Below are 15,774 nucleotides of genomic sequence, written 5' to 3' on the forward strand. Positions count from 1 at the left end.
TACGCGTGGTCCTCCCAGTTCGCCCGCGACAGCTTCCCGGTGACCGTGATCGTCCCGCCCTTCTTCACCGGCTCCGGGGAAGCGTTGACCGTCAGCTTCGACAGCCGCTGGACCCGGGCGGTGCTGTAGAAGTCGGTGTAGGCGATGTCCATCTGGTTACCGGCGAGCGCGCCCGCAGCGACGTGCCAGGTGCCGGCCAGGGAGTTCTTGTACAGGTCGTAGCGCGGGTCGATCGTGTACGTCAGCTTGCACGTCGAGGTCGTGGCGTTGACCTTGGTGCACGTCGACACGTCCTCGTTCGGCAGGATCACGCCGTCGATGGTGTCCGGCGAGTCCGGGTTGGTGCCGTGCCACAGGTCGGCGTAGGCGTCGACGACACCGGTGGCGTGCGAGGCGGTGACGGAGATGGAGATCGTCTTCTTGGCGGTGGTGCCCAGGACGATGTCCTTGCCGCCGTTGACGACGACCTTGGAGATGACGGGCTCCGACGCGTCGGAGGCGGTGGCCGCGGCGGCCTTCGAGGCGCCCCGGGCGGCGATGCCGAAGGCCTCGGCACCCGACGTCGGCTTGTTCAGGTTCGGAACGGAGTGGTCGCCCGCGTGGGCGGCCGGGACAGCCAGAGCAGACAGGGCCAGGGCGCCGGAAACGGCAGCAACAGTGGCACGAATTCGCATGTGTTTCCCCAGTGGAGAAAGGCCCCGCGGGCACAAGAATGCGCCCCCGGCGGGGCTGGTTCGGACTGTGAGTCTGCTGACTCGAAAGACCAGACCCGCCACCCGTGTGAAGGGTTGTACGCCGGGATGAAGTTCTTGCGAAGATCCCTCGGCCGTGTGTACCCGGCCGCCCGTCATTCGAACCAGCGGTCGCGTGCCAGCTCCTCCGTACGGGAGGGGTCCTCCAGCAGCGCCGCGACCTCGAAGCGGCGCGGCCACTGGCCCGCCGCCCAGGCCAGGCCCGCCGCGACGCCCTCCAGCGTGGCGGCGTGCACCGCACCGTCGGGGGTGCGGCGCCAGTCCAGTTCGACGCCGCCCGCGCGCAGTTCACCGTGCTCGACGTACACGTCCGGGGTGCCGGCGCCGAGCAGGACCCGTACCGCGTCCGGCACTTGATGCTCCTCGCCCTCCGTCGACACCTCCGCCTCGACGCTCTCGCCGAGCCGGCGCACCTGGAACAGCTCGGCCAGCTCGGTGGCGCGCGCCGGGGCGACCGGGAGCAGCGGGATCCCGGCGGTCAGCGGCAGCAGATCGGGGGCGTCCGCGATCACGGCGTCCGCCGCGTCGACGACCCGTACCTCGCCGTCGACCACGGCCCGCAGTTCGTCCGGCAGCGTGACCTGTTCCGGGTCGAGGTCGGCCAGGGCCGTGTACAGGGAGTGCAGTTGTACGGGGCCGACCGGGCGGTCCTCGTCCGCGAGCCGGCCGAGGAGTTCGGCGGCGCCGCCCGGCTCGTCGAGCAGGGCGGCCACGGAGGTCCGTACGCCGAGGGCGCGCAGCACCTGTGCGTCGTCGAACCCGGTCGCGTCGGCGGAGTCGTAGAGACCGGCCAGCCGGGGGTCGCCGCCCGCGGCCCGCAGCCCGGCGGGGCGGCGGCCGTCGAGCACCGGGTGGTCGCGCAGCCACCAGGCCGTGTACGGGCGGACGGACTGTGTGGTGCCGTCCGGCAGCAGCACCCGCACCGGCTGGGTCAGTGCGTCGCGCAGCGGAGGCTGGGCGAGCATGGCGAGCGCCTGCGGCCAGGCGTCGTCGTCGACCAGGTCCAGATCGCGGACGGCCACGATCTCGGTGGCGACCGGCGGTACCGGAGTGTCGGGCAGCTGGTCGAGGACGTCCTCGCACCACACGTCCACGGCGTCCAGCAGACCGGCGTCGTCGGGCTCGGCGAAGTCGCCCTCGCGCGGCTCCAGTTCGTCCGGGTCCAGCACCACATCGGTGGTCCGCACGAGCGCGAAGGTGGCCAGCACCCCGCAGGCGGTGAGCGGCTGCTCGCCCCAGCGGTCGGCCAGCTCCTGGTCGCAGAGGGCCAGTTCGCCCTCCCGCATGACGGCCGCGAACGGGCTGGCGGGCAGCACGAGTTCCCCGGCGGGGGCCGGTTCGCCGTCCTCGTCGGGGAGGGCGAGCGCCCCGAGCCACGGCTCGTCGCCGGGTGCCAGCTCGGCGTCCCGCACGAGGGTGAGGACGGTCTCGGCGAGCTCGTCGCCGTCCAGCGCGTCCTCGTCCCAGATCTCGCCCGCGTCCAGCGATCCGGCGACGGCGGCCCGCACCTGCGGGGTCGTCAGCACGGCGCGCGGAGTGGCGGGCAGGGCGCCCAGCTTCTCCAGCAGCGGATGGGCGGCGTCCGGGTGGGCGACCTTGAGACCGAGCCGGGCGAGGCGCTCCAGCACCGGTCCGCCGGCTGCGTCGGGGAGCGGGAGGAGTACCTGGCGGGGTCCGATGGCGGTGCGGGCCACGGCCGGGATCCCGGGTTCCGCGGCCTCCGTTGTCCCGGCCAGCGGTACGGGCAGGCCGGAGAGGCGGTCCGGGTCGATGCCGGACAGGCTGTCGTACAGCCGCCGCCACCAGCCGGGGTCGCGTTCCAGACCGGCGAGCCGGTCGATCGCCTCGGTCAGCGGGACCCGGGCGACCCGGAGCGTGCGCAGCTCACTGCGGCGTTCCAGTCCGGCGGGCAGCAGACACGGCAGGACCTCGGCGAGCACCCGTACGGTCTCGGCGCCGACGCCTTCCAGCACCTCGGCCTCGATGGGCCGCAGCGCGGTGGTGGCCGTGTCGGGGAGGCCGTCCGCCCCCGCGTCCCAGGTGTCCCACCGGTCCGCCTCGGTGGTGGTGTCGCGCGGGGCGGCGGGCGCCAGGAACGCGACGCGCGGCAGCCGCTCCAGGATCGCGCCGCGCAGCGCGCCGTCCAGTTCGCCCTTGCCGAGCGGTCCCGGTACGAGGTCGATGGTGTCGACGGACACCGGCTGCCAGCCGGCGAGCAGTTCGGCGTACGCGTCGGCGGCGCGCTGCACCAGGAAATCGGTGAGCGGTCCCGGCGCGAAGTGGCGGCGGGCGGTGTCGAGCGGCAGCGACGCGATGAGCAGCGCGGGGATGCCGAGGGGTTCGTCGGTGGGGGTCGGGGCGTGGACGACGGGGAGGGTACGGGGGCGCGCCGGTGCGCCCTCCGTGTCGACCGGGACCGCCCAGGTGACCGACCAGTGCGGGCGCAGCCGTTCCTCGCGGGGGCGGTCGGCGAGCAGGGCGGGCTCGACGGGGCCGTGCTGGGTGACGGTGCGCCAGCGGTTCGTGCCGTGCGCGGAGTCCTCGATGTGGATGTAGGGACCGTGCTCGGTGCGGCGCAGTGTCCGTACGGTGTCCGGGGTCTCGATCACGATCTCGTCGAGGCCGGGCAGGGTGAGCAGCAGGGCGTCGTCGACCGCGTCGAGCAGTCGGAGCACGAGGTCCTCGGCACCGCCGTCGCGCAGTGGGAGGACCACGACGGTGTCGTACCCGTCGGGTGCGGTGCCCTGGGCGGGCAGCGGGAGCCGGAGCAGGGGTACGTGGCCGTCGCGGCGGCGCAGTTCGTCGCCGAGGCCGGGGCTGGCGACGGCCGCCCGCGCGGCGAGGTCGCGGGCCTCGGCGAGGGACCAGCGGACGCCGCCGTGCCGGCCGACGACGGCGGGCTCGTCGCTCACCGCGAGCACGGCGGCGAACCCGACGCCGAACCTGCCGACGGCTCCTTCGTGCCCCTCGCGCTTGGCGGAGGCGCGCAGCGTGGAGAGCGACTCCACGCCGGTGGCGTCGAGGGGTGCGCCGGTGTTGGCGGCGGCGAGGACCGCGGGGGTGCCCGGGGCCGCCGGGTGCACGGTGAGGCGGAGCCGGCCGGGGACCTGAGCGCGGGCGGCGGCGTCGGCGGCGTTCTGGGCCAGCTCGACGACGAGGCGGTCGCGGTAGCCGCCGAGCGCGAGGTCCTCCTCGGCGTTGGCGTCCTCGCGGAATCTGGCGGGGCCGGCGCCCCAGGCGTCGAGCACACCGCGCCGCAGCCGCGCGGTCCCGAACGGGTCGACCCCCTCGGTCGCATTCATGCTCACGCTCTGACTCCGCTCTTTCCGGTTACGCACTGCCCATGCCGCCAAGTGTGCGCCCGAAGGTACCGGGTCCTCGCACCGGACGGAGGCGGCGGAACAGCGCATCGGCCGGTTCGGGCCCTTGAGCGGACGTCTGCCGGACGGTCGGCGGAATCAAGCCCGCCCGGCGACCGAGAACAAAGCGCTTCGCGGGAGGCCGCAGAATCTCTCCATCGAGCAGCAGAATCAAGCCCGTCCGGCGATCGAGGACAAAGCGCTTCGCCGGGCGGCCGCGAATCCCCTCGGACGAGCGGCAGAATCGAGCCCGCCCGGCGCTTGAGGGCAAAGCGGTTCGCCGGGGCTGCCCGGCATCCCGACCCAGCCCGTCCGGCGGTCGAGGACGGACCCGGTCCACCGGAGCACCCCGCACCCGCGGGAAGCCGCACCGCCCCCGGCAACCGCCTAGGAGTGGCCGAGGTCCTCCGTCGGCCCGTCCGCCTCCGCCGGGACCGAGCCGGAGTCCCGGGCCGGCCGCAGCGGATACTCGTCCACCTGCATCGTGTCCAGCGCGTGCGGCACCGGCTTCGGCGGCTTCGGCATCACCGCCGCCTCCGAGTGCCCACCGCACCCGTACGACAGCGACACGACCCGGCCGTCCGCCGGACCGAACTCGTTCGCGCACACCCCGAACGCCTGCCTGAGCGAACCCGCCAGCGGCACCAGGAAGGCACAGGTGACGCACGAGGCCGGGGCCGCCTGGGCCATCGGCGTCTTCGCGCCGAACGCCTCGTCCCACCGGTCGGCCGCCGCGTGCAGCCCGTACCGGGACAGCACCCTCGCCCGCCGCATGCCGAGCTCGTCCGCGAGCGCCGCGATCGAGCCCCGGCTCGTCGTCGCGGGGCGCGTCGTCAGCTCGGCGTCCTCCGCGTCGACGAGGTCGGCCATCTCCTGCGACACCTCGGAGACCGCGGAGCTCGGCGACGGCTCGTCCTCGCCGGTGTAGCCGGGCTCCAGACGCAGATCGTCCGCCTCGGTGGGCAGCAGATCGCCCGGCCCCATGTCGCCGGGGCGCAGCCGCTCGCTCCACGGCACCCACTCCGGGGCGAGCAGCGCGTCACTGCCGGGCAGCAGCACCGTTTCGTCGAGGGTGACGTACTTCGCGCGGGAGGCCCGCGCGACGGTCACCGCCCAGCGCCAGCCCCGGTAGCCGGGCTCCTTGCACTCGAAGAAGTGCGTGACGACCCGGTCCCCCTCGGAGACCACGGCCACATGCTCACCGACTACCCCCGGCGCGGCTGCCTCCTCGGCCGCAGCGCGGGCGAGGTCTACGGCCTCGGCGCACAGACGGTCGGGAACAGGGGTACGGGCCGTACGGCTTCGCGTCGTCGCAGCACTCACAGGTCTCGCTTCTCTCCTACGCCAGTCTCACGAGCGCGCCAGCACATCCATCGGTTTCGGCCATGACGGATGCGGGCGGAGCGGACCTGGGGGCCGCGTCGACGTCCACACCCGTTGCTGCCTGCCTCGGGCACACCTTCTGCAACCCATTCTGCGGGATCGCCGAGAGGCGCGCGGCCGAGAACAACCGCCGGTGGCGCGCTACGCACGCTACCCTCTCCGCCGCGCCCCGCCCACCTGCCCGTCCCAAACAAGGCCGTATCCGGTGTCGTCTCCCCGGCAAATCCCCTGCGTTTCCCTCACGAATCCCTTCCGGGACCTTTGCCGACACCCTCCCGAATCCCTTCCGGGACCTCCGCCGGCACCCTCCCGAAACCCTCCCAGGATCTCCGTCGACACCCTCCCGAAACCCTCCCAAGACCTCCGTCGACATCCTCCCGAATCCCTGCGGAGACCTCTCCCGGCCTCTCCCGGCCTCTCCCGGCCGCTCGCGGACGCGCACGGTCCCGGAGCCGGGCCGGCCCCGCCCGGCCTGCGCGGATCGCTGGCCCGACGGGGCGGAGTGCGCCGCGCCCCGCACCGATGCCGGTTCACCGCCACCGCTACTGGGGCACTATGACGGGGTGACTTCCGCCAGGTCGCACGAGGGGCCCGGCCCGCTCCGCAGGACGGGCCGGGCGATCGGCCGTGCTCTCCACCTGCCGTTCACCGGCACCGCCAGGGGCATCCGGAAGGCGACGCACGCCCATGGCGCCGGGGAGTCCGGGCTCGGCAAACTGATCGAACTGCATGCCGTGAACGGCGCGGGCGACGTGATGATCACGGTCGCGCTCGCCTCGACGGTGTTCTTCGCCGTGCCGACGGACGAGGCCCGCGGACGGGTCGCCCTCTACCTCGCCATCACCATGGCGCCCTTCACGCTCCTCGCCCCCGTGATCGGCCCACTCCTGGACCGCCTGCCGCACGGACGGCGCGCCGCGATGGCCGGTGCGATGCTGGCCCGCGCGGTGCTCGCACTCACCATGTCGGGCGCGGTCGCCACCGGCGGCCTGGAACTGTATCCGGCCGCGCTGGGCGTCCTGGTCTGCTCAAAGGCGTACGGGGTGGTGCGCAGCGCGGTGGTGCCGCGGCTGCTGCCGCCGCGCTTCTCCCTGGTGAAGGCGAATTCCCGGGTCACGCTCGCCGGGCTGCTGGCGACCGGGGTGGCGGCCCCGGTCGCGGCGGGGCTGCAGACGCTCGGGGCCGGCTGGCCGCTGTACGGGGCGTGCGTGATCTTCATCGGCGGGACCGTTCTCGCCTTCACGCTGCCGCCCAAGGTCGACTCCGCGAAGGGCGAGCGGAAGGCCCAGCTGGTGCCGCCGCACGGCGTGGCGGTCTCCCGGACCGAGTCGGGGCGGGGCGGCGGCAAGCGGTCCTGGCGGGCGCGGCGCAGGGAGCCGAACGGCGAGAAGCGGCCCGGTCTGCGGTCCGTGGGCCCGTCCGTGCTGAACGGGCTCCAGGCCAACACCGCGCACCGCGCGCTCTCCGGCTTTCTGATCTTCTTCCTGGCGTTCCTGCTGCGCGAGCACCCGCTCGCCGGACAGAGCGCCGCCGTCTCGCTCGGCATCGCCGGCGTCGCGGCCGGCGTCGGCAACGCGCTCGGTACGGCGGTCGGCTCCTGGCTGCGGGCCCGCGGCCCCGAGGTGATCGTCGCCTCGGTGCTGGCCCTGGCGCTGGGGGTCGCCGTGCTCGCGGCACTCTTCTTCAGCACGGTCACGGTCGCCGCGCTCAGCGCCACCGCGGGCTTCACGCAGGCCCTGTCGAAGCTCTCCCTGGACGCGATGATCCAGCGCGACGTGCCCGAAGAGGTGCGCACCTCCGCGTTCGCCCGGTCCGAGACCGTGCTCCAGATGGCCTGGGTGGTCGGCGGCGGCATCGGCATCGCCCTCCCCCTCAACGGCGTACTGGGCATGTCGGTCGCCGCGGGCATCCTCGCCCTCGGCGCCGCAACGTCCGTACGGGGTCTGCTGGGCGCCGCGCGACGCGGCTCGCCGCACCCCCGCGTGGCGTGAACCGGAGCGACCGATAGCCTTCGGCCCATGACCGTTGCGTTCTTCTCCGGTAAGAGCCGCCGAATCGGCGTCGCTCTTGGTGCCGTGTCCGCGGGACTCCTTGTCCTCTCCGCCTGCGAGAAGCCGACGCCGCTCGCGACCGTAACGGTCGGCGGCAACTCGGTGAGCTCCGAGGCCGCCTGCTACAACGACGGCAAGCCGCTCAAGCAGTCCGAGTACCAGAGCTGCCTCAACAAGAAGGCGGAGAAGTCCGTCGAGGTCGCGATGGACGACAAGGTCCGCTTCGGGGTCGACCCCGAGATCGCGAACAACGGCTGGACCCTGTTCATCAACGGCCAGCAGGCCGAGCAGGAGCCGTACATGAAGACCTACCGGTCCATCCCGGGCAGCGCCTTCTTCTCCAGCCAGACCGGCGAGACCACGAACAAGACGCAGATCAGCATCGTGGAGACCAAGGGCAAGCAACTGATCGGTGTCTGGCACTTCGAACTGAAGAAGTCCTCCTGAACCGCGCCTGACCCCCTCCTGAGCCTCGGAGGCACCTCCCCGTGCGTGTGCTCGTCGTGACCGCTGTCCCCGCAGAACGGGACGCGGTCACACGCGCGTCCGGGGACGTCTCCGAGCCGTCGGTACGTCGGATTCCCGGCGCCGAGCTCCACCGCGCGGGGCCCTTCGACGTCCTCGCGGGCGGCGCCGGACCGGCCGCCGCGGCCGCCGCGACGGCCTTCGGCCTCGCTTCCGGCCCGTACGGCCTCGTCGTCTCGGCCGGCATCGGCGGCGGATTCGCGCCCGTCGCCCCGGTCGGCTCGCTCGTCGTCGCGAGCGGGATCGTCGCCGCCGACCTGGGCGCCGAAACCCCCGAGGGCTTCGTGCCCGTCACCGGCCTGGGCTTCGGCCGCGACCGGTTCACGCCACCGCCCGCACAGGTCCGGGACGTGGCCGCCGCCACCGGCGCGCTCACCGCCGAGATCCTCACCGTCTCCACCGTGACCGGCAGCGCCGCACGCGCCGCCGCCCTGCTCGCCGCGCACCCTCGGGCCGGAGCCGAGGCCATGGAGGGCTTCGGGGTCGCGGAGGCCGCCGAACGTGCCGGCGTGCCCGCCCTGGAGATCAGGGCCGTCTCGAACACCGTCGGCCCGCGCGACCGGGACGCCTGGCGCATCGGCGACGCGCTGGCCGCGCTCACCGACGCGTTCGGGAAGCTCGTACCCGTACTGGAAGGTTGGACCCACCATGACCGAAACGACTCCTGACCCGTCGAACCCGCTGCGGATCGCTTTCTCGCCGTGCCCGAACGACACCTTCGTCTTCGACGCCTGGGCGCACGGAAGGGTCCCCGGCGCGCCCGCCCTCGACGTCACCTTCGCGGACATCGACATCACCAACGGGATGGCCGAGCACGGTGAGCTCGACGTCCTCAAGGTCTCGTACGCGGTGCTGCCGTGGGTGCTCGACGACTACGCGCTGCTGCCGTGCGGCGGGGCGCTGGGCCGGGGCTGCGGCCCGCTCGTCCTCACGAAGCAGGGCGCGGACCAGGACCTGACGGGCCGGACCGTCGCCGTACCGAGCGAGCGCTCCACCGCGTACCTGCTGTTCCGCCTCTGGGCGGCCGAGGTGGTGCCGGGCGGTGTCGGCGAGATCGTCGTGATGCCGTTCGACGAGATCATGCCCGCCGTGCGCGACGGCAAGGTGGACGCCGGTCTCGTCATCCACGAGGCGCGGTTCACGTACCAGAACTACGGGCTGCACAACCTCGCCGACATGGGCCGGCACTGGGAGCGGACGACCGGGCTGCCGATCCCGCTCGGCGCGATCATCGCCAAGCGGTCGCTGGGCGCGGACACGCTGAAGCTGCTCGCCGATTCGGTGCGCACCTCGGTACGGATGGCCTGGGACGACCCGGAGGCGTCCCGGCCGTACGTGCTGAAGCACGCCCAGGAGATGGACCCGGCCGTGGCGGACCAGCACATCGGGCTGTACGTCAACGAGTTCACCGCCGACCTCGGCGAGGACGGCTACGCGGCGATCCGCGGACTGCTGACCCGCGCGGCGGCCGAGGGACTGGTACCGCCCCTCGGCCCCAACGCACTGTCATTCGTCTGAGCTGCACGTTCGCCCGATCTGCGCCCGGCTTCAGACATCGAGCCGGATCACACGTCGACCGGGATCGGACGTCCGGGCGGATCGGACGTCCGGCCGGATCAGACGTCCAGCTGGTCGGCGACCGCGCGCAGCAGGCCGCCGATCTTCTTACCGGCCGCCTTGTCGGGGTACCGGCCGCGCTCCAGCATCGGCGTGATGTTCTCCAGCAGGGTGGTCAGGTCCTGCACGATGGACGCGAGCTCGTCCGGCTTGCGGCGCTGCGCGGCCGCGACGGACGGGGTCGGATCCAAGATCGCCACCGAGAGCGCCTGGTCTCCACGCTGACCTGCGACGACCCCGAATTCGACGCGCTGGCCCGGCTTGAGGGCATCGACGCCGTCGGGGAGCACGGAGGAGTGCACGAAGACGTCGCCGCCGTCGTCGCGGGAGAGGAAGCCGAAGCCCTTCTCGCTGTTGAACCACTTGACCTTGCCAGTCGGCAAAGCACGCACCCCATCTCAACCCGTAAGCAACCTGTATGCCGGAACAAAGCCTCAGCAGGTCAGGCTATCCAGTGGTGGTGCTCCCCTGCTGGCAGCAGCCTCCCCAGGGGGAGTACCCCTCGTCAAGCCTGGTCATCCGGACTCTGTCCGGAAACGGCGCCTGCTTGGCACACCGGCCATCGCGAGGTTGACCTCGCGCGTTGACGTCAAGGTTGACGACAAGGTCGGCCGCAGGGTGGTTCGCCGCCGCCGGGAACTACCCTGGCGGGGTGAGTACTACACCTTCTGGCGCAGGTGACCGGCTGGTCCGGATCGGCGCGATCGTCTTCTTCATCGGCGCACTGTCCACCCTGGCCACCGTGGCCCCCCTCTTCCTCGGCACCCATCCGCTGCCGTCCATCGCCTGGTCGCTGTGCATGCTGATGGGCGTCGGCTTCCTGATCGCCGCGGCGGGCGTGGTCCGGTCGGTGCGGGCGGGGTCGCCGAAGAGGTAGCCGCCGGGCCCACTAGGACAGAGCCAGACCTATATCGCGCCTATCTTCGCCGTCGACAAGCAACAGCGACGAGAGGACCGCGATGCCCGAGCAGACCAACACCGCGCCAGAGGGCTACACCACCGTTGCGCCCTGGGTCGTCACCGATGACACGGGAGCGTTCCTCGACTTCGTCACCCAGGCGTTCGGCGGTGAGGAGCTCGCGCGGGTGCCGACCGAGGACGGCTCGGTCGGGCACGGTGAGATCCGGGTCGGCGACACCGTCGTGCTGGCCTTCGACCGTCACGCGGACTGGCCCGCCATGCCGAGTCTGTTGCGCGTGTTCGTCGCCGACGCGGACGAGGCGTTCTCCCGGGCCGTTGCAGCCGGCGGCCGGGTCGTCACTTCTCTGTTGGACGACGCCTTCGGTCAGCGTGGAGGGCGGATCAAGGACCCCTTCGGCAACATCTGGTGGGTGGTCAGCCGCGTCGAGGACGTCTCCGAGGACGAGATGTGGCAGCGGCTGCAGGCTCCCGTGTACGCCGAGGCGATGCGCGTGGCTCAGGAGACCCTCGACGCCGAACTGAGCGGCCGACGCCACGGACACAGCAGCGCACCCGTCAGGGCCACCGGCTGACCGGCATGCGTCCGGCCGCCACCTGCAAGGCGGGTGGCGGCGGTCCTGGCTTCGTGATCATGTCACCGGTCTGCGACAGCACCGTCCTGGAACGAAGACTCCGGCATCCTTCCGGCGCACAGCCCCCTCATAGTGATCGAGCAAGCGCCCGGGAAGCCGATGCGCTTCGGCCTCAACCACTGATCACCAAGGGGATTTCATGTTCGGCAACCGTCGCAAGGCCCTCCTCGTCTCCGCCGCCCTCGTGGGCGGCGCCATGCTGATGACGGCATGCCAGGACACGGACGCGGCCACGGACAACGGTGCCGCGCAGAGTTCTTCGTCCGCCACCCCGGGCGCCTCGTCCGGCTCGTCGGCCGCGAGCAGCAGTCAGGGCACGGACAAGGGTGCCGACCAGCGCTCGGACACGGCGGGCAAGGGAACCAAGGACGGGGCAGGCTCCGGCGCCGACACCGGCAACGGCAAGCGGGAGCAGGTCGGTCAGGTCTGTGGCGCCAACGACATCTCCTGGAGCACCAAGTCCGAGACCCAGGCCGGCGGATACATCCTGATCACCGCGAAGGCGAAGCCGGGCATCACCTGCGTCCTGCCCGCCGCGCTCCCGACCGTGGCCTTCGGTTCCGACGGCACCGAGGCGGGCCCCGCGGAGCAGGCCGTCGGCCAGCAGATCACGCTGAGCGGGAGCACCACCGCCTACGCCGGGGTGAACCCCAAGACCACCAACGCGGACGGCGGCAAGGAACTGGACAGCATCATCGTCGCCATCGGTGACGACGACTCCAACCCGGTCTCCCTGCCGGTCGACACCATCACCGTCGACAGCCCGATCGTCACCAACTGGCACACCTCCCCGGCGGACGCCGTCCCCTTCGACTGAGCGCACCCGCGGCACCGCGGCGCTCGCACAGCGTTTCCCGCGGTTCACCGCACCCATCCTTCCCGACCGCAAACGCAATTCATCCACTCCGCGAACCAACCCGGCCGCCGCCACTCCGAACGACGCCGGAAAGAGAGAGACCATCTCACCACCCCATCCCGGCGATTCATCTCACCAATCACACCCTCATGGCAACACTGCGTGCTCAATCCAACGCACGATTGGCTTGAAGTGCGTTGCCATTGCTACTTCCCCCTTGATACAGATGAAGATCTTGTCGCCAGTGGCATGCGTGCTGCCACGCGCAGTCGACGAGACGTATCGACCGGGGACGCAGGGGGATGGGGAACGGCATGACGGGGTGGGACATCAAGCCGAGCGGGGTGGAGTCCGTTCTTTCGTTGGTGGGGCTGGCCGCCGACGACCTGAGCAAGGGCGTCAGGGGCTACGGCGAGAGCGTGGAGGACGCCGCGCTGCACGCGGGGACGATCAGCGGACCGTACTGCGGCGAGGCACCGGCGGGACCGGTCGGCGCCGCGGTGGCGAACTTCATCTCGGACACCCAGCAGCGGATCAGGTTCATGGCCGCCCGCACCAAGAAGTCGATGGACGGCACGGTCAAGGCCACCACCGAATACATCGAGGGTGACCTGGCCATGGCCGCCCGGGCCCAGCGCGACGCGGCGAAGGCCCCGACCCCCGCCGAGATCAGGGCGGTCGGGCAGAAGTCCGGCCACCGGGGCGGGGAGTAGCCGCCGTGATCGAACCGGGTGGGATACCTCAGTACACCGGTGACTTCCGCCAGTTGGAGAAGGCCGCGTCCGCTCTGCGTACGCATGCCACGGGCATCCGGACCGGCGGAAAGGACGTCCACTCCCGCTTCCAGGCGACGGCCGCGTACTACAAGGCGCCCGAGGCCGAGAAACTGTTCTCGTCCACCCAGCCGGTCATGGACACGGCCGACGAATTCGCGGCGAACATCGAGTCGCTCGCCGACGCCCTGGACACGTTCATCCACGAGGCCAAGCCGCACGCCGACCGTCTCAAGCAGCTGAAGCTGGACGCGATCGGCTTCGTCGACAGTGTCCGGGGCGATGACGACTGGACCAAGGACGAGAAGAAGACCGACGCGCACCAGGCGTTGATGGACGGCGTGGCTGCGGCGCGCGAGGGCTTCCAGGAGGCCGAGCGCAACGCAGCCAACAAGATCAACGCGATCAGCCCGGGTGCCTGCCGCCCTGCGTGGATCGTGGACGACGGCACCCACGGGCTCGGCATGTACGGCCAGAGCGCCGACGCGCTCAAGGGCATGAAGGACCTGCCGTGGGGCAGCCCCGAGGGACGTACCTATGAGCGCTGGAGCCTGGAGTGGTGGGGGCACGGAGCCAAGAGCTGGGCCTGGGACGGCATCGCCAAGGACAGCATCTGGGGCGGCATCGACGGCCTGGGCACCCTGATCGGTTTCCATGGCGGCGAGGCCCGCGACCAGGCGTGGGACGGCCTGCGGCGCACCGCTGTCGGCGGCTACGCCTACGGCATGGACCTGTTCGGCCAGGACGAGCACCTGTCCGACTGGCAGCGTGACAGCAAGGCGTACGCGAAGGAGTTCGGCAAGCAGTTCATCGCGTACGACATGGTGAACGAGGATCCCGCTCGCGCCCACGCCGTGCAGTCCTTCAACCTGCTCACCCTCGCCACCGGCCCCTTTGCCGTTGCCGCCAAGCTCGGCAAGGGCGGCACGATCGCGAAGGCCGCCGGGACCATGGCGAAGATCGGTGACGCCCTCGACCCGCTCTCCGGCACGTTCAAGGCCGCCAAGGCCCTCTCGGACCTGCCCAAGGTCTCCCAGGTCCTGGCCAACGTCAGCGACCACCTCCAGATACCGAAGACCAAGTTCCCCGACGGCGCCTTCGACCTCGACCACCGCTACCGGGTCGACAAGGACGGCAAGTTCGTCCCCCTCGACCCCGACGGCAAACCCAACCTGGACCCGGCCAGGCACGAACCCTCCGCCGCCGAACGGAGCGCCGGCCGGCCGAACGGCGATCGCGAACCAGTCGGCGTCGGCGGACGCGCGCCCGGAGCGACCGCCCACGCGGGCGACGGCCTGCCGCCGCGCGGCGGCCATGACGCGGGCGGTGGCGCGACCCATGGAAGCAGCGGCCACACAAACGCGGATCACGGTACGCACGAGGGCCCAGGAAGTGACGAACCCACTCCGGGCGAGGGTGGCGCCCATCCGGAGCACATTCCGAGCGCTGGCGAGCACACCCCCGACCTCAACATGAATGACACCCCTCCCGCGTCAGGCAGTACCGACGGCCAAGGCAGTGCCGGGGGCCCTCCAGCGCACAAAAAGGGAGTGTGGCCCGCCAGGAGTGACATCCCTGGACCGGCTGCCGGGGAAGAACTGAAGCCCCCCAACGCCAGACACACGATCAGCGGGGCTGCCGGGCGAGAAATCAAAGAGAAAAACAGCATCATCTTGCGCGGATACTCCCGCGACGTCGAAAAGGACATCGCTGGTATCGCTGAAGGGCAAGCAAAACTCACCGCGGACGGGAACCGTTATGAAATTAATGGCCGCACCTACGGAGTGGAGCCAGGCGGTCGCGTCTACCCCGAATCAGGACCGGGTATCGTCAATCTCGACAGGAACGAATACGCCGCATTGCAACAGGTGGTAAAGGCCAAGGGTGACATTAATGCCGCACCCCAGTTGACGCGGAACCCTCGGTTCGTCAACAACCCTCAAGCCGTCCAGAAGGCGCTGGACCTCTACAACGGGACCTATCAATGACATACAACCTCTTCACCACCGATCGCCTGCAGCCGCCCCGAATCTCCGATGCCCTGGCGTCATGCCTGCACATTGAGCTGAACTCCGTCGATGTCGCCGACACCGACGCCGATCAGGAAGACCGCAACTGGGATGCTCTTGCCCTGTGCGACTACTCGCATGTTCTCGGCGACGTCTCACTGACTCTGGATATCTTCGTCCAAGATGCCGTTTCCCAGCAGCCGACCGAGCCGGAATTTGCTTCACGCTTCGCTGTTGCAGCGCAGACCGTGGTCCTGTATCCGGCCGAAGAGCAAGTTCCCAGCGCATATTGGCTTGTGACTCCGACCGGTTCGGTGACCCGCGCTCGCCTCCTGGCGTCAGACGACGAGCGACCCAAGTACTCCATCGACGCTGTCGAGACTGCCGTCCCTCAGCTTCCCGGCGTTCGCATCATGCAGCTTCCGGAGATCGTACGGGAGCAGCACGTCCCCGTACCGGCCACCTCGGAATTCATCCACGCCACTGAGATCCTCCGAAAGTCACCGGAAGGCCTCGCCGATCCTGCACTCGCTGATGAACCAGGATCCCACCTGTACCACTCTCGGGCTTATCTCGCAGAATGGGAGAGAATGGTGCGACGCATGGAATCCGGCTGGCACCCCACCGGCAAATATCCGGTCGATTTGTACTGCGAAGCTCTACTGGCGCGAGACCGGATCGAGCAACTGTCAGAACAACTGACCAGGCCAGTGGCCGACCTCCTGCGCAAGTCTGCCGGGCAACTCGACGAGACGTTCAAGAAGTGCTCCACGCCGGACGACGTCTGGGCTGCTGAGGCAGGAGCCTCGGGATCTCTCATTGATCTCAGCGAACGTGGTTGGTGGTGGCACCGCAAGCCCCTCACCCACCCGTGGGACAAACCGAATCCGAAGTGA

14 protein-coding genes are annotated in these 15,774 nt (G+C 70.8%); 10 read left to right on the forward strand and 4 right to left on the reverse strand.

The features are described 5' to 3' along the window. From IE107_RS32465 to IE107_RS32475, 3 genes are all read right to left on the reverse strand, one after another. Positions 1–674, reverse strand: a 674-nt coding sequence (locus tag IE107_RS32465) for a calcium-binding protein (protein ID WP_189547944.1), incomplete at its 3' end; no start/stop codon positions are given. A 173-nt stretch (positions 675–847) separates the two neighbouring features. Further along, entirely contained in the window at positions 848–4,054 is a 3,207-nt protein-coding gene (locus tag IE107_RS32470; RefSeq protein ID WP_189547974.1) for a sacsin N-terminal ATP-binding-like domain-containing protein, read from the reverse strand. Between the two features lie 444 nt (positions 4,055–4,498). Beyond that, positions 4,499–5,434: a DUF3027 domain-containing protein gene (locus tag IE107_RS32475; RefSeq protein ID WP_189547945.1), complete on the reverse strand. Its 936-nt coding sequence runs from the start codon at positions 5,432–5,434 to the stop codon at positions 4,499–4,501. Positions 5,435–6,057: 623 nt separating this feature from the next. Between IE107_RS32475 and IE107_RS32480 the strand changes: the two genes are divergently transcribed. Genes IE107_RS32480 through IE107_RS32495 form a run of 4 tightly spaced genes read left to right on the forward strand, consistent with a single transcriptional unit; the run spans position 6,058 to position 9,588 of the window. Next, positions 6,058–7,485, forward strand: a complete 1,428-nt coding sequence (locus IE107_RS32480) for an MFS transporter (protein WP_189547946.1) — start codon at positions 6,058–6,060, stop codon at positions 7,483–7,485. Positions 7,486–7,512: 27 nt separating this feature from the next. Beyond that, a complete protein-coding gene (locus IE107_RS32485; RefSeq protein ID WP_189547947.1) occupies positions 7,513–7,992 on the forward strand; it encodes a DUF2771 domain-containing protein in 480 nt (159 codons plus the stop codon). 41 nt (positions 7,993–8,033) lie between these two features. Further along, on the forward strand, positions 8,034–8,738 hold the full coding sequence (locus IE107_RS32490; protein WP_189547948.1) for a futalosine hydrolase: 705 nt from the start codon (positions 8,034–8,036) through the stop codon (positions 8,736–8,738). Next, the gene (locus tag IE107_RS32495) at positions 8,719–9,588 is read left to right on the forward strand and encodes a 1,4-dihydroxy-6-naphtoate synthase (protein ID WP_189547949.1); all 870 of its coding nucleotides are present in this window, start codon (positions 8,719–8,721) and stop codon (positions 9,586–9,588) included. The genes IE107_RS32490 and IE107_RS32495 overlap by 20 nt, the downstream gene beginning before the upstream one ends. A 98-nt stretch (positions 9,589–9,686) precedes the next feature. On the opposite strand, the gene IE107_RS35980 is transcribed toward IE107_RS32495, so the two are convergent. After that, complete coding sequence (locus tag IE107_RS35980; RefSeq protein WP_072485776.1) at positions 9,687–10,070, reverse strand: cold-shock protein; 384 nt, start codon at positions 10,068–10,070, stop codon at positions 9,687–9,689. Between the two features lie 269 nt (positions 10,071–10,339). Between IE107_RS35980 and IE107_RS32505 the strand changes: the two genes are divergently transcribed. From IE107_RS32505 to IE107_RS32530, 6 genes are all read left to right on the forward strand, one after another. Continuing rightward, a complete protein-coding gene (locus IE107_RS32505; RefSeq protein ID WP_189547950.1) occupies positions 10,340–10,564 on the forward strand; it encodes a hypothetical protein in 225 nt (74 codons plus the stop codon). 82 nt (positions 10,565–10,646) lie between these two features. After that, a complete protein-coding gene (locus tag IE107_RS32510; protein WP_189547951.1) occupies positions 10,647–11,180 on the forward strand; it encodes a VOC family protein in 534 nt (177 codons plus the stop codon). A 199-nt stretch (positions 11,181–11,379) separates the two neighbouring features. Next, positions 11,380–12,057, forward strand: coding sequence for a DUF4232 domain-containing protein (locus IE107_RS32515; RefSeq protein ID WP_189547952.1), 678 nt, complete (start codon positions 11,380–11,382; stop codon positions 12,055–12,057). Positions 12,058–12,410: 353 nt separating this feature from the next. After that, entirely contained in the window at positions 12,411–12,809 is a 399-nt protein-coding gene (locus IE107_RS32520) for a DUF6507 family protein (RefSeq protein ID WP_189547953.1), read from the forward strand. 5 nt (positions 12,810–12,814) lie between these two features. Then, entirely contained in the window at positions 12,815–14,857 is a 2,043-nt protein-coding gene (locus IE107_RS32525) for a hypothetical protein (protein ID WP_189547954.1), read from the forward strand. Beyond that, on the forward strand, positions 14,854–15,774 hold the full coding sequence (locus IE107_RS32530; RefSeq protein ID WP_189547955.1) for a hypothetical protein: 921 nt from the start codon (positions 14,854–14,856) through the stop codon (positions 15,772–15,774). Before IE107_RS32525 ends, IE107_RS32530 begins: the two co-directional genes overlap by 4 nt.

This window comes from Streptomyces gelaticus (assembly GCF_014649535.1).
In the GTDB taxonomy this organism is placed as follows: Bacteria; Actinomycetota; Actinomycetes; order Streptomycetales; family Streptomycetaceae; genus Streptomyces; species Streptomyces gelaticus.